This window comes from Chitinophagales bacterium (assembly GCA_016787225.1).
Taxonomy (GTDB): Bacteria; Bacteroidota; Bacteroidia; order Chitinophagales; family JADJOU01; genus CHPMRC01.
Genome location: JAEUUY010000019.1, coordinates 105065 through 125203, shown reverse-complemented (window position 1 = coordinate 125203; position 20139 = coordinate 105065). Strand labels below are relative to the sequence as shown.

Annotated in this window: 18 protein-coding genes, 1 tRNA gene and 1 rRNA gene; 7 read left to right on the top strand and 13 right to left on the bottom strand. The window is 34.5% G+C overall.

The window, feature by feature from the left end; genetic code table 11:
* Both JNL75_06730 and JNL75_06725 read left to right on the top strand, forming a co-directional pair.
* Window positions 1-128, top strand: a 16S ribosomal RNA gene (locus tag JNL75_06730); the annotation flags it as partial.
* A gap of 226 nt (window positions 129-354) precedes the next feature.
* Window positions 355-428 (top strand) — tRNA-Ile (locus tag JNL75_06725).
* A 38-nt stretch (window positions 429-466) separates the two neighbouring features.
* On the opposite strand, the gene JNL75_06720 is transcribed toward JNL75_06725, so the two are convergent.
* The 5 genes from JNL75_06720 to JNL75_06700 form a co-directional block, all read right to left on the bottom strand.
* A complete protein-coding gene (locus tag JNL75_06720; protein ID MBL7789512.1) occupies window positions 467-607 on the bottom strand; it encodes a hypothetical protein in 141 nt (46 codons plus the stop codon).
* A gap of 64 nt (window positions 608-671) precedes the next feature.
* Complete coding sequence (locus tag JNL75_06715; protein MBL7789511.1) at window positions 672-1049, bottom strand: hypothetical protein; 378 nt, start codon at window positions 1047-1049, stop codon at window positions 672-674.
* Window positions 1050-1132: 83 nt separating this feature from the next.
* Window positions 1133-2686, bottom strand: a complete 1554-nt coding sequence (locus tag JNL75_06710) for an Rne/Rng family ribonuclease (protein ID MBL7789510.1) — start codon at window positions 2684-2686, stop codon at window positions 1133-1135.
* A gap of 234 nt (window positions 2687-2920) precedes the next feature.
* Entirely contained in the window at window positions 2921-3778 is an 858-nt protein-coding gene (locus tag JNL75_06705; GenBank protein ID MBL7789509.1) for a hypothetical protein, read from the bottom strand.
* An 11-nt stretch (window positions 3779-3789) separates the two neighbouring features.
* A complete protein-coding gene (locus JNL75_06700) occupies window positions 3790-4077 on the bottom strand; it encodes an integration host factor subunit beta (GenBank protein ID MBL7789508.1) in 288 nt (95 codons plus the stop codon).
* Between the two features lie 277 nt (window positions 4078-4354).
* Here JNL75_06700 and JNL75_06695 point away from each other — a divergent pair, with 277 nt between their 5' ends.
* A complete protein-coding gene (locus JNL75_06695; GenBank protein ID MBL7789507.1) occupies window positions 4355-5968 on the top strand; it encodes an ATP-binding cassette domain-containing protein in 1614 nt (537 codons plus the stop codon).
* Window positions 5969-6123: 155 nt separating this feature from the next.
* On the opposite strand, the gene JNL75_06690 is transcribed toward JNL75_06695, so the two are convergent.
* Complete coding sequence (locus JNL75_06690) at window positions 6124-6396, bottom strand: hypothetical protein (protein MBL7789506.1); 273 nt, start codon at window positions 6394-6396, stop codon at window positions 6124-6126.
* A gap of 238 nt (window positions 6397-6634) precedes the next feature.
* Window positions 6635-9007, bottom strand: coding sequence for a BamA/TamA family outer membrane protein (locus tag JNL75_06685; GenBank protein ID MBL7789505.1), 2373 nt, complete (start codon window positions 9005-9007; stop codon window positions 6635-6637).
* Between JNL75_06685 and JNL75_06680 the strand changes: the two genes are divergently transcribed.
* The 4 genes from JNL75_06680 to JNL75_06665 are packed head-to-tail and all read left to right on the top strand — an operon-like array spanning window position 9000 to window position 12093.
* Window positions 9000-9737 (top strand): RNA methyltransferase, encoded by a 738-nt coding sequence (locus JNL75_06680; protein MBL7789504.1) that lies wholly within the window; start codon window positions 9000-9002, stop codon window positions 9735-9737. The genes JNL75_06685 and JNL75_06680 overlap by 8 nt on opposite strands.
* Before the next feature lie 29 nt (window positions 9738-9766).
* Window positions 9767-10375, top strand: a complete 609-nt coding sequence (gene udk / locus JNL75_06675; protein ID MBL7789503.1) for a uridine kinase — start codon at window positions 9767-9769, stop codon at window positions 10373-10375.
* 3 nt (window positions 10376-10378) lie between these two features.
* Window positions 10379-11374 (top strand): NAD(P)-dependent oxidoreductase, encoded by a 996-nt coding sequence (locus JNL75_06670; GenBank protein ID MBL7789502.1) that lies wholly within the window; start codon window positions 10379-10381, stop codon window positions 11372-11374.
* 38 nt (window positions 11375-11412) lie between these two features.
* Window positions 11413-12093, top strand: a complete 681-nt coding sequence (locus JNL75_06665; GenBank protein ID MBL7789501.1) for an NAD-dependent deacylase — start codon at window positions 11413-11415, stop codon at window positions 12091-12093.
* A gap of 89 nt (window positions 12094-12182) precedes the next feature.
* Here the strand turns inward: JNL75_06665 and JNL75_06660 are convergent, their stop codons facing one another.
* From JNL75_06660 to JNL75_06635, 6 genes are all read right to left on the bottom strand, one after another.
* A complete protein-coding gene (locus tag JNL75_06660) occupies window positions 12183-14825 on the bottom strand; it encodes an AsmA-like C-terminal region-containing protein (GenBank protein ID MBL7789500.1) in 2643 nt (880 codons plus the stop codon).
* Window positions 14826-15034: 209 nt separating this feature from the next.
* Window positions 15035-16540: a WG repeat-containing protein gene (locus JNL75_06655; GenBank protein ID MBL7789499.1), complete on the bottom strand. Its 1506-nt coding sequence runs from the start codon at window positions 16538-16540 to the stop codon at window positions 15035-15037.
* A gap of 39 nt (window positions 16541-16579) precedes the next feature.
* Complete coding sequence (gene pyrF, locus JNL75_06650; protein MBL7789498.1) at window positions 16580-17383, bottom strand: orotidine-5'-phosphate decarboxylase; 804 nt, start codon at window positions 17381-17383, stop codon at window positions 16580-16582.
* A 6-nt stretch (window positions 17384-17389) separates the two neighbouring features.
* Window positions 17390-18124, bottom strand: coding sequence for a 1-acyl-sn-glycerol-3-phosphate acyltransferase (locus JNL75_06645; GenBank protein ID MBL7789497.1), 735 nt, complete (start codon window positions 18122-18124; stop codon window positions 17390-17392).
* A 25-nt stretch (window positions 18125-18149) separates the two neighbouring features.
* A complete protein-coding gene (locus JNL75_06640; GenBank protein ID MBL7789496.1) occupies window positions 18150-18872 on the bottom strand; it encodes a pyridoxine 5'-phosphate synthase in 723 nt (240 codons plus the stop codon).
* Entirely contained in the window at window positions 18865-20091 is a 1227-nt protein-coding gene (locus JNL75_06635; GenBank protein MBL7789495.1) for an MFS transporter, read from the bottom strand. Before JNL75_06635 ends, JNL75_06640 begins: the two co-directional genes overlap by 8 nt.
* Window positions 20092-20139: the final 48 nt, after the last annotated feature.

Here is a 20139-nt window from a genome sequence, read left to right as displayed (position 1 = left end):
TCAAACCATGGAAGTTGGGAGTACCTTAAGACGGTAGCCGAAAGGAGCTGTCCAAGGTAATACCAGTAACTGGGGTTAAGTCGTAACAAGGTAGCCGTACCGGAAGGTGCGGCTGGAATACCTCCTTTTTAGAGGCTCTGATGTACTGCTTTTATCAACTACGCTTGATAAAATGCTGATCAACTTGTTTGCATCAGCATTACCTTTTTTCTTTTTTATTCTTATTTGTTCTTTATAAATCATAATCATCCGTCTTTGGCGGGTGATTTTTTTTATCTGCTAGATTGCAGAAAATTAAAAAGTCTCATAGTTTCCCGTATTACAAGGGATTACGAGCGCTTAAAAAAAACAAATAGTCTCATAGCTCAGTTGGTTAGAGCGCTACACTGATAATGTAGAGGTCCGCAGTTCAAATCTGCGTGGGACTACTTTTTTCCATTTTTTTTCAATAAGGTTAAAATGATATTCAAATGCTGACGATATCGCCATAGGCGTATGTCAGCACCGTGACATTCATATCAAATTGAAAATTTGATTGAATCGTCATCGGTCTGCGTGGGACTACTTTTTTCCATTTTTTTTTCAATAAGGTTAAAATGATATTCAAATGCTGACGATATCGCCATAGGCGTATGTCAGCACCGTGACATTCATATCAAGCTGATAATGTTTTATTTTCTATTTAAAAAATAAAACATTCCAGACAAAATTAAAAATGGTATAACGCTAACCACGATTTTCCAATTTAAACTTATGACCCCAACTACTAAAATGAAGACAAGTAAAATAGCGATGAGTCCTAAACCCCAAAATGCCATTTTTTTATAAAATGGTTCTCGCCATAATGAGAAAATAAGCATCAGCTGGCCTATCATAGGAAGAATGGTTAACGGGTGAATGATGGAGCCTGGATTAGAAAACAGCCTAGAAATAACCTCCATTTCCATTTCGAAAAGGAAAGCTTTATTACCACCACCCCATTCTAAATATCCTAGCAAAGAAGTTATAATAATCAAAAAAACTAATAACTTATTTTTTATGCTATTCATTATACGATGTTTAAAATTTGAATATAAATATAATACACAAATTAAAATACTGAGCTAAATAAGATATTAAAATCCTAGCAATCTCACAAAACTAAGACCTGACCTTGACTATCTGTAAAATTAAAGTCTACCACTCCTAGACTAGAGTTTTTTCGAAGTTTAATGAAAGTTTTTAGCTTCCATTGCCATTTGATAATTTCTGAAATTAATCCTTTAGTCAAATAAGCATATACATAAGGATGTACAGTTAATGTGATATGTTTATCAAATTTCAAAACACTCTGTAGCTTATTAAATATATGATCCGTTATAAAAATGACATTGGACACTTTACCAGAGCCTTTGCAACTAGGACAAACTTCTTTAGTGATGACTTTTTCTTGTGGCTTAGTCCGGCTGCGTGTTATCTGCATCAGGCAGAATTTTGATAAGGGTAAAATAGTGTGACTCGCTTTGTCTGGTCTCATAAAATCTATCATACCTTCATAAATAGTATCGCGGGTTTCCTGCACCTTGGTATCTATAAAATCTATAACGATGATACCCCCAATATCTCTTAAACGAAGTTGTCTGGCAATTTCTTTGGCTGCTTCTAAATTTGTTTTTAGGATAGATTCATTACTCTCTAACAAATCTTTCTTAGCCTTATGTACACCACTATTGACATCTATTACACACATAGCTTCAGTCTGCTCTATAATTAGATATCCTCCAGATGGCAATGGAATAATTTTGTTGAAAGAGGACTTTATTCTAGGCGTCAGATTCAAAACTTCAAAGACGGACTCTTGGGTATAAGACTTTATGATATCTGATTTTTCCGGTGCTATTTTCTCTACGTAGGTTTTAATACTAGAGGAAAGTTCTTCTCCATGTACATGAATTTTCGTAAAACTGTCATTGAGTATATCTCGAAGCAGAGTATTAGATTTAGATTGTTCTTCGAAAAGTTTAACTATGCCATTGGCTTGACTTATTTTTTGACAAATAGTCTGCCAGATTTCCAATAGCTCATTAAAGTCTTCATGAAGTTCTTTTACAGTTTTTCCTTCGGCTACCGTTCGAATAATAACTCCAATATTATTTATAGTTAACTTTGATGTAATTTCTCTCAATCTGGTTCTCTCAACTGGATTCGTAATTTTCTTAGAAATATTGGACTGAGGCATAAAAGGGGTCAATACTAAATATCGACCGGCAATAGATAAATCAGCAGACAACCGTGCGCCCTTGCTGCTCATTGGTTCTTTTAGTATTTGAACTGCTAGATAGTCATTCACTGCTAAAAAATCTCCAATTTTACCATCCTTAGGAAACTCCTCTAAAGGTTGAAATCGCTCGATTTTTAGCTGTTCTTTAGAAATTACGCGCTTGAAAAATCCACGAAAAGAAGAAAATTTCTCCCCTAAATCCGTATAATGTAAAAATGCCTCTTTGCCTTCTCCTATATCTATAAATACAGCATTTAATGGGGGCATTATCTTTTTTACCCGTGCCCAATAGATGTCCCCAACATTGAGGGTAGTTTGACGAGATTCACGATGAAATTCTACTAGCTCTTTATTTTCTAGCAGAGCTATATCACATCCTAAATCAGTGGCTTGTATGACTAATTCACGTTCCAAAACTTGACTCACAAACTAAATAATAAAAGACAGAGCTAAACGAAGCTCTGTCCTTAAGAGTTATAAATAGGTTAGGATATAAATTTGAAAAAACAAATAAGTAAAATTTTTGTGCCAAAGCACAAATTACTTCTTCTTATGTCTATTTTTTCTCAATCTCTTCTTTCTCTTGTGAGTAGCGATCTTATGTCTTTTTCTTTTTTTACCGCAAGGCATACTTTTATATTTTTTTGTTAATAATTTATTTTATTTCGTTTGATTGGGTATTGTCGTTCTAGCTTTCAAATCTTTAATAGCCAATTCCAATTGGTTCTTCATTGCTGGTGCAGTTTTTGCATTATTTTTTACTGTCGTTAAATCTTTGGCTGCTAGTTCGAATTTCTCCGATCGGGCATACATCTCAGCACGCATAAGAAGTGCGTCTATATTCTGAGGTTGCAAAGATAATACTTTTTCGAGTCTCTGTCCCACTTTTTCTAGCTGTCCAGACATTAAACCAAATTTGGCTAACAGCAACTGTGCCTCTATATTGGTAGAATCTTTTCTCACCACACCTAATAATAATTGCACACCATCCATTGGCTTATTGGTGAGCTGCAAATAGCACTGTGCCAGTTTCAATTTAGAGCCTATATTATTTGAATCGAGCGATATACTTTTCTCAAATGATCGAATGGCATATTCTGAGATATCAGCAACCAAGCTAGTATCTAACCTCGGGTCAGACAATAAATTAACGAAATTGGATCCTGCCAGTTCCCAAGAGTTTGTATTCTTTATAAAACCAGCTTTTTTATACACCAATAAAGCTGCAACTTCAGGAGCTTGTAATTTATTATAAACATTGATTCCATCGGTTAACACAGTAACATTTGACAAGCTATCTTTAGCTTCGCTCAATCTAGATTCTAGTTGATTTAAAACTAATTTAGTGCTATCTGCTTGTTGATTTATAAAGTTATATCTAAACTCCTCGAGTGACATTTTTTTTGCGCCAATTGCACTACTCGATAGTCTATCATTCTTCTTGGTGGGAAGAAGTAAATACATAGCTAAAACCAATGTCATAGCCAATCCATAAATAAGAATGGAACGGTTTTTCAAAAACTGATTTCTTACTTTTTGCTGCTTTTCTTTACTGCTTCTACAAACTCTTTTGCAGGCTTGAATGCAGGTATCTGATGCGCAGGTATATTAATCGCCGTATTTGACTTGATATTTCTACCTATTTTAGCAGCACGTTGTTTTACGATAAAGCTACCAAATCCTCTCACATATACATTTTCACCCTTCTCTAAAGAACTTTTAACTTCTTTAAAAAATTGCTCTACAGCTACTAACACATCTACCTTTGGAACTCCTGTTGTGTCAGCGATTCTTGCGATTACATCTGCTTTTCTCATTGATTTTGAATTATTTAATTAAGATTTATTGGTTGATTAATTTAAGAGGGTGCAAATATATAATGAAAGTCAATTATTTAGATGAAAAATTTTGGATTTTGCGATTTTTAGCACTATTGTTCTACTCTAAGCTAAAATTCAACTGTTTAGAAAGTTTTTCTCTATTAATTTTTATTTATTTTTACCTTTAATTATTCTGATTTCTTCTAGCTTTGCAGCCTTTAAATTGAAAGTTTCTATCATTTTATTAGAAATCTAATTAAATAATTTCCAACCCATGTTATCTGTATCTAATCTTAGTCTGCAATTTGACAAAAAAGTACTGTTTGACGAAGTCAACCTTAATTTCTCGAAAGGTAACTGCTATGGAGTCATAGGAGCCAATGGTGCAGGCAAATCAACCTTTGTGAAAATATTAAGTGGGGAAATAGAACCTACGAAAGGACGAATAGAAATTACACCAGGAGAGCGTATTTCTGTGTTGAAGCAAAATCATCAGGCTTATGATAATTTTATAGTACTCGATACCGTGATGATGGGCAATGACCGACTTTGGTTAAATATTAAAGCGAAAGAAGCGCTCTATAGTAAACCAGATTTTAATGATGAAGATGGTATGAAGGTTGCAGAATTGGAAGCAGAATTTGCTGAAATGGATGGCTGGATGGCAGAAAGTAACGCAGCAGAATTATTGAGCAATTTAGGAGTGCATGAAGACAATCATAAAGTTTTGATGAGTGAAATCGATGCTAATCAGAAGGTAAGAGTTCTCTTGGCTCAGGCATTATTTGGCAATCCAGATATTTTATTGCTAGATGAACCAACGAATGATTTAGATATCAAAACAATTTCTTGGCTGGAAGATTTTCTAGCTGATTTTGAAAATACAGTTATCGTCGTATCGCACGACCGTCACTTTTTAGATATGGTATGTACTCACATTTGTGATATTGATTTTAGGAAGATTAATATTTTTACAGGTAATTATTCATTCTGGTATCAGGCAAGTCAGCTAGCAGCAAGACAGCGAGCAGATAAAAACAAAAAGGCAGAACAGAAAAAAGAAGAATTACTAGAATTTATCAGACGATTCTCCGCGAATGCATCTAAATCCAGACAGGCAACTTCTAGAAAAAAGGCTTTAGAAAAACTAGACATATCGGAAATTCAACCTTCTTCCAGACGTTACCCAGGTATTATATTTACCCAATCCAGAGATGCAGGAAATCAAATTTTGGAAGTAGAAAACTTAGAATCTTCTAATGAAAATGGAATTTTGTTTTCGAGAATAAACTTTCAAATAAACAAAGGCGATAAAATAGCTATACTTTCTGAGGATAGCTTAGCTACAAAATATTTTTACGAGATACTAGCAGGCGAACGCAAAGCCGATAAGGGAGAATATAAATGGGGTCAAACAGTTACCACAGCTTACGTTCCATCAAACAACGACAAATATTTTACGGATACATTAAATCTTGTAGACTGGTTGAGACAATACAGTGAAGATAAAGACGAAAACTATATACGAGGATTTCTCGGAAAAATGCTCTTTAGTGGTGAAGATGTGTTTAAAAAATCGAGTGTCTTATCTGGAGGAGAAAAGGTAAGATGCATGTTATCGCGATTGATGCTACAGCAAGGCAATGTCCTATTACTAGAAGAACCAACTGGTCACTTAGATTTAGAAGCCATTACTGCTCTAAATGAAAGTTTAATTGACTATAAGGGTACAGTCTTATTTACATCGCAAGATCATGAATTTACGAATACTATTGCCAACAGAATTATAGAATTGACCCCTAAAGGAATCCTAGACAAGTTAATGACATACGATGAATATTTAGCAGACGAGCGCGTGCAAGCAGAAAGGCTAAAAATGTATTCTTAGTAATTATAATGAACTTTGGCTATTGCACTAAACTATTATTGCTGGGTTATTTACAACAGTAGAAAAAGTTAAAATTGTCGCTATTGGTTTAAAATCAAAGCGGATAAAATTTTTAAATTTTATCCGCTTCTGAATTTTATAAACAAATAAATGGACTATTGTTTTGTGGTATCTGCTGTCGAACCTACAGCGGGTATTACCTTCCCTGAGTATCTTCCACGATTATGCATTGCTCTTCTTTTAGCAATTTTTTCCTTCATTTTTTCTTTTCTTTCTTCTCTCATTTTATTATACTCAGCCTGTTGTTCAGGAGTTAAAACTTGGGACACTTCATTCTCCGTTCTTTTTTGCATATTCTCGCTAAATAGTCTATTTTCTTCTTTTCTTCTCTCCACTTCTATTTTTCTATTGTGGTGAATTTCCTTCAATTTAGCTTCCTGTTCAGGAGTTAACTTTAAACGATTTCTTGCATATTTGTGTCTACCTTTTCCTTCAGAGATAGTATTAACACTATCTTATTGAGCCGACGAAATGATAAAACTAAAAAGGAAAACACTAAAAAGAGTCAATTTTAACATAGATAACCATTTATGAAGGTTAGACTGTATAGTCTTCAAAAAGGTTTAATTTCTTTCTAAAAGGATTGTCAAATGGAAAAAAGAATCATTAAAATGGATACCCTATAGCAAAATTGATAACCAAATTATTCCTGAACCATTCCGGATTGAAAGGTTTGGCATCTACTATTACCCAATCGTTCTTGGTTAGATATGGGACTCTCATTGGTATTCCAACATCAAATCGCATGATGAAGTAATTAAAATCTCCTCTTAGCCCGAAGCCCCCTCCAATATACATTTGTTTATAAAATTCATCCAGCTTGAAAACCCCTAAATCATCTTGACTAAAATTGCGAGAAGAATTCCAGATATTTCCACCATCAATAAATAAGGCACCTTTTAGAAAACTTACAATGTGAAATCTGAATTCTGTATTAAACTCAAAGACCATATTTCCCGTTTGGTCGCGAGGAAAACTATCTAGGGTATTAGCTTCAGGATTATGACTTCCTGCCCCTATGGTTCTCGGTTGAAATGCGCGAAGCGAATAGGGTCCACCTATAAAGAATTGTTTAATATAAGGGAGCTTTAATGAATTGCCAAATGGAAAGGCTACACCAAATTTCAAGCGACTATGAATAGAAGATAACTGAGTTATTTTAGTCGTTTTAACTACTTCAAACTGCGATTTAAAAAATTGTGAAATATCTATCCCCTCAAAATTTACTCCATTCTCACCTTTTGACAATCCTACTAACTTATCTATTAAAAATACGGTATTACCTGCGGTTTCTAAATTGAGTCTAAAACTCAATGAATTTAGTTTTTGCTTACCTAATGGCATTAAATGACTCACCCAAAATGATGAACCAATGATGAATGAATTATTAAATGAGGACTTCAAAAAGGGATTTAAACTCAAAGTATTTTTAAACTCATTAGATACGGAGTTGGCAGGAAAAATAATGGCATTAAACGAAATCGGAGAATAACTAAAAGTTGTACTTTTGTTTTTTGCCCATTGAAATTCTAAACTTGTTCCAATATTATGAATATCATAAAAACCGAGCCTTTTGCTATAGGTATAACTCGAATTTATGAATGTTCTATTGAATAAATAATCTCTATTGTTTGTCAAGAATTTTGGCAATAAAAACTTCTCAATCGAATAGTTTGTTAAAATAGATAAATCTGTTCGTGAGATTAATCCAGAAAAATTTTTTTCCTGATTTAAATAGGCGTTAAATTCCACAGAACCAGAAAGGGACAAACTCAATTTATCTGCTTTTTTAGTTAAATTCCTATTAAGATATTTCAAGGTAGGCTGAGCTCCAATAAACCCAAGGGTAGAATTATAGAAACTTTGTTCAAGAGAAATAGTTCTACGCGGACTAGGAGCTAAAGTATATATAAGATCTAAGGATTTTGCTGTATCATTTTCTAGCCTAACGGATGAATTTATAAGTTTAAAATTATTGAGCTCTGACAACTTTTGAATAGTTCTATTAATGTCTCCTTTCGAATAAAAACTGTCATGTGTCTTATTTATAAACCTGTTTAGAAATACTTCATTATATCTCTTATCTTTTGATTGAACATAAAGCACATTGTCTAGTCTATTAACACTACTCGTATTGATATTAGCCTGCTCCTTGGAAGAATTGATGAAAACATAAATACTATCTAGTTTGTACTTTTTAAAGTAAGTAGAATCACTCTCCTCTAATATTTTAACATAGATATCAATCTCATGAGTTTTTTGAAAAGTATCAAATTTATATCTAACAAAATCTTTGGTGAAATTATAATATCCTTTATCGTTTGCTACAAATGTCATTCGTGCTATTTCTTTTTCTAACCTATCTATATTTAGGATTTCTTTCTTTTCAAGCAAACTATTTTTTCGTTCACTGTAAATTTCTTTTTGAATAGGCGTCAATGTATCCAGATAAATATTTCTCAATTTATATGGCAATCCTAATACTACTTCATACAATACCTTTGCTCTTTTCTTCTTTATTTGATAACTAACCTTCACATAATTATCAAGATATCCAATATTGAAATAATAGTTCTCCAATGAAATACGACTTCTCTCTAATTTAGTAGAATCAAAAATTACTGGAGCCTTACCTACTTTGGTCTTCATAAACTGAGAAAACTTAGTCACTTTATGTTTGTTATAAAACGCCCATATATGCTGAGATACAGGTATGCCGAATATCTTTTTATTTGGCTTTTGAACAGGAATTTTATAAATCTCATCTTTGTAAAAAAGGTCATTGATAATATCCTTTTCTTGACCTTTTAATTCAATCTGGTTTGATACGAGTACTGAGCTTTTTTCAGGTATTTGCTTATATATATTGCAGGAATAGCCTAGCAGCAATATACTGATTGTAACTAATTTAAAAATTTCAGAAGAATTAAAGGCCAATGTAGTTACTTTGTATATTGTTTGAATGAATTGCGTGGTCACAAATTTACAAATTAAATTTATTAAGTCTCTACATCTTAAGAAAAATAGATTAGAATATGGTCAATACACCTGTGAAGGAGAGAAAATAGTTCATGAGCTCATCAACCATAAAACTGAAGCGATAGAAGCTATTTATGCCAGTGAAGCTTGGGTTCTAGAGCATTCATCATTAAATCTGAAAATCATACCTGCTTCTTCTAAAGATTTAGAACGAATGAGTCAGCATGCTGCGGTCCCATCGGTCATAGCACTTGTTAATATTCCCGAAATAAATATATTTCACTTAAAAAAACAGAAGTTTTACCTGTATCTGGATCAAATTACCGACCCAGGAAATCTTGGCACCATTATTCGAACTGCTGACTGGTATGGACACAAGCAAATATTCGTGTCTCCTAATAGTGTCGATTTATACAATCCTAAGGTTATACAATCAGCTATGGGATCCCATTTTCGGGTTGAATGTAAAGAATTTGAATTCAATCAGTTAATTCAGAAATATAAATTTAAAAATATACTAGCTACTTCCTTGAATGGTAATGCTATAAATAGCTTTTCTAGCATTGAAGAAAGCCTAATAGTAATGGGTAGTGAATCACATGGGGTTTCTAAGGAGATATTTGAAAAAAGTACTTCACAATTAACTATACCTAGCTTTGGACAAACGGAATCACTCAATGTAGCTGTGGCTACTGGGATAATCCTTCATCATTTCACAACGAATTCTTAATTTTGCACATATCTTTATTATAATATAAAATGGTCATAGGTATAGCAGGAGGCTCAGGTTCAGGAAAAACAACCGTAGTCAAAAAAATTATGAATCTATTTCCAAAACAAGATGTCATCTTACTATCACAGGACAATTATTATAAAGATATCAGTCATTTGTCCGCAGAGGTTAGAAAAGAGACGAATTTTGACCATCCTGATTCTATAGAATTCTCTCTTCTAGAAGAACAAATTATTCAACTTCTTAAAGGGCAAAGCATTGTTCAACCAACATATTCCTATCTTACCTGCGCGCGCTCAGAAGGCAAAATTATCGAACCTAAAAAAGTAATCGTCGTAGAGGGTATTTTATTATTTACCGATACTACATTACGTAAATTATTTGATGTCAAAATATTTGTTGATGCGCAAGCAGACGAAAGACTCATACGACTAATCAAACGCGATACCATAGAGCGAGGACGAGACGCTGCAGAAGTCTTAAATAGGTATGAAAAAACAGTAAGACCTATGCATGACCAGTTTATAGAACCCACTAAGAAATATGCCGATATCATTATACCTCAAGGTGGACACAACCAAGTAGCCATAAAGGTTCTAGCTAGCATGATAAAAAATAAATTAAGTGAAAATTAAACTATGAATAAGAAAATTTCATTTGTCACAGGAGCCAATGGATTTGTAGGTTCTCATCTGGTAGAATATCTAATAAGCCAAGGTCATGAAGTGCATTGCCTCATGCGAAAATCTAGCGATGATAAATGGCTCAAAGATTTAGATATAACTATTCATAGAAATGGTATTGAAGATATTGATTTCTTACGAAACGTATTTACTGAACATAATGCAAACTATATTTTTCATCTAGCTGGAACAGTCAAGGCATTTGATTATGCAGGTTTTGAGGCAGGTAATGTCAAACCCACTCGTTGTATTTTAGAAGCAAGTATAGGAATTGATAGTATTGAAAAAATTATTGTGACATCAAGTTTGGCTGCATCCAGAGCTACGAAAGTAGGTCAACCTAATGATGAAACTTGCGAACGTCTTCCTCTCACAGACTATGGTATGAGTAAAGTAGCGGAAGAAGACCTAGCTATTTCCTATATGGATAGATTACCTATCAGTATTATTCGTCCTCCAGTCGTATATGGTGAGCGTGACGTTGAAGTCCTCTTATTTTTCAAAACTATCAAATCACATATTATTCCATTAATCGGCTTTTCACCCAAGTCGGTCTCCTTGGTCTATGTAGGAGATTTAGTTAAAGGATTTTACCAATGTGCCATTTCTGAAAAATCAAAAAATCAAACCTATTTTCTAGGGGGTAATGAGGATGAATATACTTGGCCACGCCTAGGAGAGCTATCAGCCCAGATTCTGAAGGTCTCAGCCATCAAGCTAAGAGTGCCGCATTTTGTAATTTTCATAGTGGCTTATATTTATGAATTTATCGCCAATCTTTTTGGGAGAGCAGTAACCTTCAATACTCAAAAAGGTCGTGAGATGGTTAGCGAATCATGGAGTTGTACCAGCCAAAAAGCTAAGAATGACTTCGGCTATAATCCCTCAATGACAGTCGATGCAGGATTTGAACGGACGGTTAAGTGGTATAAGGAGAAGGGGTGGTTGTGAAACATATTAGAATGAATATTATCTGAATATCTCAAACCATGAAAAAACTCGTCATCCTCTCTGGCGCAGGCATTTCTCAAGAATCTGGTATTTCCACTTTTCGCGATGCGAATGGTCTATGGGAAAATCATGACGTTATGGAGGTGGCGTCCATTCAAGGTTGGCATAAGAATCCTAAATTGGTGCTCGATTTTTACAATCAACGAAGAAGGCAGTTATCCGAAGTAAAACCTAATGATGCACATAATATCATAGCCCAGCTAGAGAAACATTTTGAAGTCATTGTCATTACGCAAAATGTCGATGATTTGCATGAAAGAGCAAGAAGCAGGAGAGTTATTCACCTGCACGGAGAGCTATACAAAGCCTGCAGTGATCGGAATAAAAATTTAGTATGTGAATGGAAAGACGATATCAAACTAGGAGATCTAGCGGAGGATGGCTCACAGTTGAGGCCGTTCATTGTTTGGTTTGGAGAAGATGTGCCGCTGCTCGACTTAGCGGCGGATATGGTCTATGATGCCGATATTTTAATCGTGATAGGAACTTCCTTACAGGTTTATCCTGCCGCCAATTTGATTCACTTTGCACACAATGCAAAGAAAAAATATATCATAGACCCTCATTGTCAGGAATACGCTGTACCTTCTGATTTTGTAAAGTTGGCTATCAAAGCAACGGAAGGTATGGCTGAGATAAAGGGTAAAATGGTTATATAAATTTGTTTTTGACGATGCGTTTAAACGCCGACAAAGGTGGAAAGGGATAATCAACTTTAATCTTTCACACTTTTAACCTGCAACTCAAACTACCACGGCAGTTTTTTCTTCAGCTCATTTAATAGCTCATCTTTCTTTTTATTCACTTCTTCCTCTGCTTTTTTCTTTGCCTCTTCTGCTCTACGTTCTGCTTCTTGTTTAGCTTCATCTACTTTTTTATTGGCCTCATGTATCACTGCATTTTTCATACTATCAGCGGTCTTTATCGCTTGATTTTTCAGGTCTTCACCAGTTTTTTTGACAGCATCTAGAGCTGCACCTTTGGCATCAGTTGGCTTGCCACCTGACAGTACTTCTGGCGCTCCGAGTGATATTTGTGGTTTGTCGAAAAATCCTTTGATATTGAGATTTAGACGAATGGTTTCAGGATTGATATTTCCCAAAAATGGGAGATTAAACTTAGATACTAAACCATTGACAACACTGGCGGCATTACCTAGTTGAGAGAAAGGAACATCCACAGCCATTTTATAGTCTATCGATTTATCCAATCCTTGAAATCCACCTAAGGTCATATCTAAATTATTCGCTTTAAATTTCGTAGGTTGAAGAACTATTCTTCCATTATCAAAAGACATATTGGCTTTGATATTGGTCGCTTCTAGGTTATTTAGTTGATTGAGTTTGGTCACACTGGCTATCTGCTGCAGTACGGGCAATCCCACCACTTTGGCCACGGGTATAGCTACTGTAAAATCTCCATTCAATGTATTCAAATCTGGACTTAAATCTGGCAATAAACTCATCGTGAGATTAGAACTAGAGGACAGTTTCCCTGTCATGAACTTCATAATCGGCGCTAACTTAGGAGCACTCTCCATATAGTTATACACTTGATTAATATCAAAGGATTCAATATCGTAATGCACTGCAGTCAGGGGCTTGGTCTGCCCAACAGTACTATAAATTGCATTCATTTTGGCAGTTCCACCTAGCAATTCGGCTTTCACATTGCTCAAGGTAATTTTCTCCTCCTTCACAGTCATAGAGCCTGCTATGTTTTTAATATTCATTTTGCCATAAAGCATTTCACCTATGGTAGCATTGCCTGTAAAGTCAATCTTATTCGGTACCATCACATACTCCGACTTTTTACCTGATTTATCTTCGGAGGCAAATTCATTCATATCCACTTTTTGGCTTATAAAATTTAAATTTCCACGCATTACCTCATCTTTGGATAAATAATACCCAATAAAATTTTCCAATTTTCCTTTTAAGTTAAAATCAGTAGCTCCTATATTGCCTACACAGGCAGGCATATCGACGTATTGTGGAGAAAAATTGAGAACCAAATCTGAAATCCGAACTGGTTTTTCTACCGTGGCTGATTCATAAACCATACCTTTGATATTAGCAGTACCATCTGCTTTGATTGCGGTGTAATTCTTGGCTTGTAAGTCAGATTTTCGAGCTTTTAAATCGAGATTCAGATTGACCAATCCTTCTAGCTTTTTCACGCCTTCCATGGGATAGAAATTGAGAACGTCTCCGAGATTTATTTTGCCCTTAGAATAAAGCTCCATATAAGGATTGGAAATAGGCTGACTCACCTTCAACCTACCCTCAAAAGGGTCGCTACCTATATTCATCGAAAATTTAGAAACATCAATACTCATATTATCCAGTGAACCTCCTGGACTTTTGATAGCAGAAGCCAACTGAATATTGGAGACTTTTTTCGGAAGGCTTGGATATTTAAACTCTCCATTTTGAATATTAAATACGATATCCATTTTGGGATATATTGAACCTCTATAGAGCCCTTCCACTTTGCCTTTGAGATCAAATTTTCCTTGAGTTTCGATACTCTTAAAATCATTTTTATAGATTGCGGGTATGAGCGATAATACTTTTTTAAATTCATTATTCTCTGTTTTGAAATCCAGACTCATGCTCATAGCTTCTTTATCCATTTGTTGAATATAGCCATTCAAAATCAACTCTAAATCATTAAGTGAAATAGTATTTTCTGAAAAGTTATATTTTTTAGCAGCTTGGTCTATCTCTATCGTGGACTTATTGATTAAGTTCGCATTTTTCAAATAAGGTATTAAACCGTGAAAATAACTGAGGTCTTGGATCTTTGTTTCACTCGAATATCGAACTACATTTTCTGTAAAGTCTCCACTGGCTTTATGATTGAGCCCTAAGATTTCAGCGGAATTATTTCCAGGAATATCTTTGTAGATAATATTGACATTGTCCAGCACAATCTTTTGAATGGCTAAGGCAAACTTTGAAGGTTCTTTTTTCTCAGTTGTTTCTTTAGTTATATTCCAATTGGCTTGGCTATCTGCTGCTACCTTAGCATAGATATCAGCATTCACGAGCTCGATACCATGAATCTCCATTGGCTTGGCTGATTGAAATATCGATTTGATATCAAGTGCTAATTTGAGAGCGTCCATTTTTACCAACGTATCACCTGTGAATTGTCCAAGCCCAGCTATCGAAGGATTATGAACAACAAGCGTGATATCAGGAAAATTTTTTATATTCTGCAAAAGCGATACATCAATTGATTCGAAATTCAAGACCGCATTCAACTCTTGATTAGCAGCATCCTTAGCCGCTTGAACTATCTTATCCTTGAAAAGAAAGGGAAGGATTGTCGCTGCTGCGATGAAAATAAAGAAAAAACTGACGATTCCAATTAATATTTTTTTCATTTTGAATATATTTTAAAAATGGTATGACTCCTAAAAACTGATTTCATTAAATTATTTAAATATTGACACAACTTCTCTGTCTTGGTTCTTGTCTTAATGAACCACTTCTATTATAATTTTCTCTACAAATTCTTCATGTGGCACAAAACTAAGGCTAATACTTCAAATATTTTAAAGGAAAACATGAAATTATGATAAATAAAATTAAATTAAGGATCATAAAAAACTTTCCCATTGCTATGAAAATAAAACTTTCTATGCAAAGTATTTTTTGACTTACTTAAGTATTCGTGTACCCATAGCTCACCAATATTATCTTGGATGTATGAAACATCATATTCTGAGGTATAAATTAAAGGAATGACAATTTCATTCTTTCTATTGATATATCCATAATTATAAACTCCACTATTTCGTTTCTTAACCTCAGCTAAGCCTTCATTGAATAGTGAGTAATTTATACAATAATCAAACGGAATAACAATTTTATTGCTAGTATCTATAAATCCACAAGACGAATCATTAAAAGCGGCTTCTGCTAATCCTTCATGAAAATTCAGTAAATGCGAGTATATAAATGGAACTATTATGCGCCCACTGGTGTCTATCATGCCTCTTTTTTTATTTTTTCCTACTACAATTCTATTCTTAGTCTTATCATAAAAAGAAACATAATCATATACCGAATCTATCAATAATTGATTTTTGAAGTCATACATGCCCCACCTTGAATTCCAATTTAATTGCCCCCAGAATTTGTTAGCAAGTATATCTTGATGAATATTGCCTTTGAATCTTACAACTAATAGACCATTTGTATCAAATACATAACTATAACCATTTCTCTGAATTCTTAAATAATTGTTAAAAAAACGAAAGGGTTCACAAAAATTCAGTGAATCACTATTTATTTTCTTGAAGTTATCGTCGTATAGGTTATTTGCGAAAGTTTCTGCATTATATGATGAAAAACGATTCGAGCCCATATAATTGTATCTCCTTTTTGTACACCTAGATAATCTTTGTCCATATTTATTGTAAGTACTATATTCCCAACAGAAAACTTCGGGTGTAAACTCATATGAGGTATCATGAAAATTTTCCCGATTAATATATAGACCTATTTTTAATAAAGAAGGATCTTCACCCGCATGTACTGCGAAATTTCCATTATTAAAGATATAATTTATCTTTTGAGGTATATATTTTTTATCAGGATAAGTAATAACTATGCTACCATCTTTAAATTGAGAAACAATGCGATTTGACTCCTTTTTCAATATGACTCTTGAATCATAGAACTTCGCTTTTCTGGAGATAGAATGTTTTATGGCAAAGTATTTCCCATTGTTTAATTTAATAATATCAGAATATAAGAATGGTAGTATTTTCTTAAATTTTTTATTAATTAAACCCCATTTCCCTTCCTTCTTAACTAGATAATTATCATTAAAGTAGTTAATAATATCAGAACTAAAAGGAAATAAAATCGAATCTCGTTCATTAACTATACCTATATAATTGCCTTTTCTGACTATACCTTGTTTTGAATCATTGTCAAACTCATATACATAATCATAGTGTGGTTTGATTATTATGTTCTTTAGACTATCACAGTATCCCCAAAATGTGTCCTTCCGATAAGGAAACAATCTCTGTGATTGACAATCACTTACTAATGTATTTAATAATAAAAAAAATAATACAATTTTCACTAAATGTTTTAGAAATGAAACTCAAAAGTGATAAATTTATTATTCAAAATACCCTTTCATTTCATCCCACATCTTCTTAGCCTTCTCCCCTGCCTTGGCTGCAAAATCCTCTCTGTTTGATGCATAAATTATCTCTCGTGAAGAATTGACTAAAATTCCGATATCCTCATTCATCAATTCTTTGCATACATCTTCCATAGACCCACCCTGAGCACCTACGCCTGGAATGAGTAAGAAATGATGTGGAATTATTTTTCTAATTTTTGAATAGTATTCAGCCTTGGTAGCACCGATGACAAACATCATATTGTCTGGCGAACCCCAGCTAGCACATTTAGATATGACTTTTTCAAATACAAATTGGTTATTCCACTCCAATAGTTCAAAATCTTTTGCGCCTTCGTTGGATGTCAATCCTAATACTATAGCCCATTTATTTTCATGGTTTAGAAATGGTTTCACGCTATCGCTACCCATATAGGGATTTATTGTTAATGCATCACAGTTCATACGCTCAAAAAAGGCACGGGCATAGAGTTCGGAGGTATTGCCGATATCACCTCGCTTGGCATCCGCTATGATAAAATGCGTCGACGGTATAGAAGCAACCACTTCTTCAAAAACCTTGAATCCCTCCCAACCTAATGACTCAAAAAAAGCAGCATTGAGTTTATACGATACACAATATTCTAATGTAGAATTAATTATTTCTAGACAGAATGTTTTGACGCCCTCTGCTGATTTTGGTAGATGATTGGGCAATTTATGAATATCGGGATCCAAGCCGACACAAAGGAAGCTCTTCTTGCTTCTTATTTGATTAATTAATTCTTTTCTATTCATATAATTTTAACCATTCAAACGTGAAAGCATGAGTTCGCGAACTTGCTCTTTGAGATTATCCAAATCTTGTGAAGTGAGATACGAAGTGTCAATCGGTTTTTCAAAAAAACATTGCACGACACCTGGACATAAATCTACTTTTTTATTCGCATTATTGATATTTCGGATACCGACTAATGTGTTGACAATAATTGGAACCTTCATTTCCATAGCCAGCTTGAATGCGCCATCTTTAAATTCTAAAAGAGGTTCAGTAGTTTTGTTTCGCGTGCCTTCTGCATAAATCCAGACAGACTTTCCACTTTCGAGAACTTCTTTCATCTTCCGCATAGATTTGACACGAGAGGTCATACTACTTCTATCAACAAGTACAGCTAAGTTTTTAGCTATAATACCAAATACCGGAATATTCCCAATTTCAGCTTTTGATAGAAAGCAAAAAATATTAGACCAAGGTAGCGTCGTAGAATCTATGAATATATCATAATCAGAATTATGATTGCCTATAATGACATAACCTTTGCCTTTTTCTATATATTCTCTGCCATGAATACAAACCCAAATGCCAGATAAGAGACATATGAGATTACAAGAAATTTTTTGGGAGACAAATAGACATATATTTTGGGCTTTCTTACCGAAAATTAGACTAAGAGTGACTATAAAAAAAGCAGTGAGTATAACAATAGGAACTAGAACAATAAAGCCCCAAATCCCCCAAATGTATCTAAAAATTTGCATGTAGCAAAATTACTAGGATTTTTTTTTACTTCAATAGTCTTTTATACATCGGTATCACATTCTGTAATCCATAGTAGAGACAGTCACTAATAAGCCAATGACCGATAGATACTTCCGCTAGATTTGGAATACTATCTTTGAAATACTTCAAATTATCAAGATTAAGATCATGACCCGCATTGACGACCAATCCACAATCCAGAGCCACTTGATTCGCTTGTACAAAACATTGAACAGCTTTCTCCTTGTCTACTGGATAATCTTTAAAATATTGACCTGTATAGAATTCTATTCTATCTGCACCGAGATCTTTTGCCTTGCGTATCATATCCGCATCGGTATCCATAAAAAGTGACACTCGGATACCTGCATGCTGAAATTTAGCAATAATAGGTCGCAAAAAATCTGCTTTTTGGATCGTGTCCCAGCCTGTATCAGACGTAAGAATATGCGGCGGATCGGGCACTAAGGTAACTTGACTAGGTATATACTTCAATACCATAGCTATAAAATACTCATCGGGATAGCCTTCGATATTGAATTCACAATTGTCTATAGGGAGAAATTGACTCAAATCTTCTACATCTTGAAATTTGATATGGCGCTGGTCTGGACGAGGATGGATAGTGATGCCATCTGCACCATACTCCATGCATTTTTTCGCAAATTCAATGACATTGGGATAGTCACCTCCACGAGCATTGCGGATGGTAGCTACTTTGTTGATGTTTACAGAGAGTTTAGTCATTAATAGTTTTTTTAAATACTAGCACAAAAATAACCCACGCCATCACGACCATACAGCCTCCAAAGACAAATGGAAAGGTAGTTAAATTCTTACCAAAAATAGCGACGACCATAGGCGGGATAATTTGGGCTAAAGATTGCATAGACTGATTGATACCCAAGATTTCGCCCTGCTGCTGTGGTTCTGCCTGACCAGATACCAAGGTTAGAAGGTTGGGAGAATTGAGACCCTGAGCTAAAGCAAGAAAAAAATTGAGGAGTAAAATTCCCCATATAGCATTAGGAAAAACCATAGAGATAATGCCGAGTCCGATAACAAGCATAGTCTTGGATACAATGCTGGCGGGCGCTGTGCTAGGGTTTATTTTTCGTATTAAAAATCCTTGTGTAAAAACCAACCAGAATCCTACCCAACCAAATACCAGCCCTACCTCCGTGCTATCGGAATGAAATTTCTCAAACATAAACACAGAGAAAAATTGGGTATAAAATGAAAAGCCTAAGGTATTGAGAAAAGTAATGGAAAACAAGGTACGTAAGTTCGTAGTAGTAAAAGCTATCTTTACATTTTGAAAGCCCTTGAGTATAGTTAGTTTGGTATGTTTGGAACTTAGCAAAGTTTCTTGAAATCTAAACCACACTAAAAAAAAATTACTTAAAGATAAGAGGGCTGTGAGCATAAAGGGAGTCGTCAAATCAAACCAAGCGCAGTAGTTAGAATTTGATAGAACACCACCAATAACAGGTCCTAGAATAAAGCCAAGACCGAAGGCCATACCTATCAGTGCAAAATTTTTAGGCTTGTCGGCTGGTTCTGATACATCACTAATAGCTGAAAACAATACTGAAAGACTACCTCCAAAAAAACCAGGTATAAGCCTTGAAAGAAACAAAATAACTAAACTCTGAGTATATAAAGCAACAGCAAAAAGAGAGTAACCTACAGCTGCTCCTATCATCGACAACATTATAATCGGTTTCCTCCCATATCGATCGCTCAATCCACCGAGAATGGGAGCTCCAAAAAATTGCATAAAAGGAAAGGCAGCCATCAATAAGCAGAATGTCCACCGGATGGTCGTCTCATCGATGAGACCGGCGAAATGTGCAGAGCCTTGACCATAAAAAATTGCTGGAATGACTGGAATAATAATCCCAATCCCCAGCATGTCTATAAATGCTGTAAGGAAAATGCTAACTAGAAAGGACTTATTGGACATTTTTAATTTCTTAGACCCTGAACTAGCGACTAATAGCTAGCCACTAGG

Bases quoted from the DNA above. Each gene is read 5' to 3' on its own strand.
- JNL75_06715 (MBL7789511.1), bottom strand. From the start codon at position 1,049: ATGAATAGCATAAAAAATAAGTTATTAGTTTTTTTGATTATTATAACT.
- JNL75_06700 (MBL7789508.1), bottom strand. From the start codon at position 4,077: ATGAGAAAAGCAGATGTAATCGCAAGAATCGCTGACACAACAGGAGTT.
- JNL75_06695 (MBL7789507.1), top strand. From the start codon at position 4,355: ATGTTATCTGTATCTAATCTTAGTCTGCAATTTGACAAAAAAGTACTG.
- udk (MBL7789503.1), top strand. From the start codon at position 9,767: ATGGTCATAGGTATAGCAGGAGGCTCAGGTTCAGGAAAAACAACCGTA.
- JNL75_06670 (MBL7789502.1), top strand. From the start codon at position 10,379: ATGAATAAGAAAATTTCATTTGTCACAGGAGCCAATGGATTTGTAGGT.
- JNL75_06665 (MBL7789501.1), top strand. From the start codon at position 11,413: ATGAAAAAACTCGTCATCCTCTCTGGCGCAGGCATTTCTCAAGAATCT.
- JNL75_06660 (MBL7789500.1), bottom strand. From the start codon at position 14,825: ATGAAAAAAATATTAATTGGAATCGTCAGTTTTTTCTTTATTTTCATC.
- pyrF (MBL7789498.1), bottom strand. From the start codon at position 17,383: ATGAATAGAAAAGAATTAATTAATCAAATAAGAAGCAAGAAGAGCTTC.
- JNL75_06645 (MBL7789497.1), bottom strand. From the start codon at position 18,124: ATGCAAATTTTTAGATACATTTGGGGGATTTGGGGCTTTATTGTTCTA.
- JNL75_06640 (MBL7789496.1), bottom strand. From the start codon at position 18,872: ATGACTAAACTCTCTGTAAACATCAACAAAGTAGCTACCATCCGCAAT.
- JNL75_06635 (MBL7789495.1), bottom strand. From the start codon at position 20,091: ATGTCCAATAAGTCCTTTCTAGTTAGCATTTTCCTTACAGCATTTATA.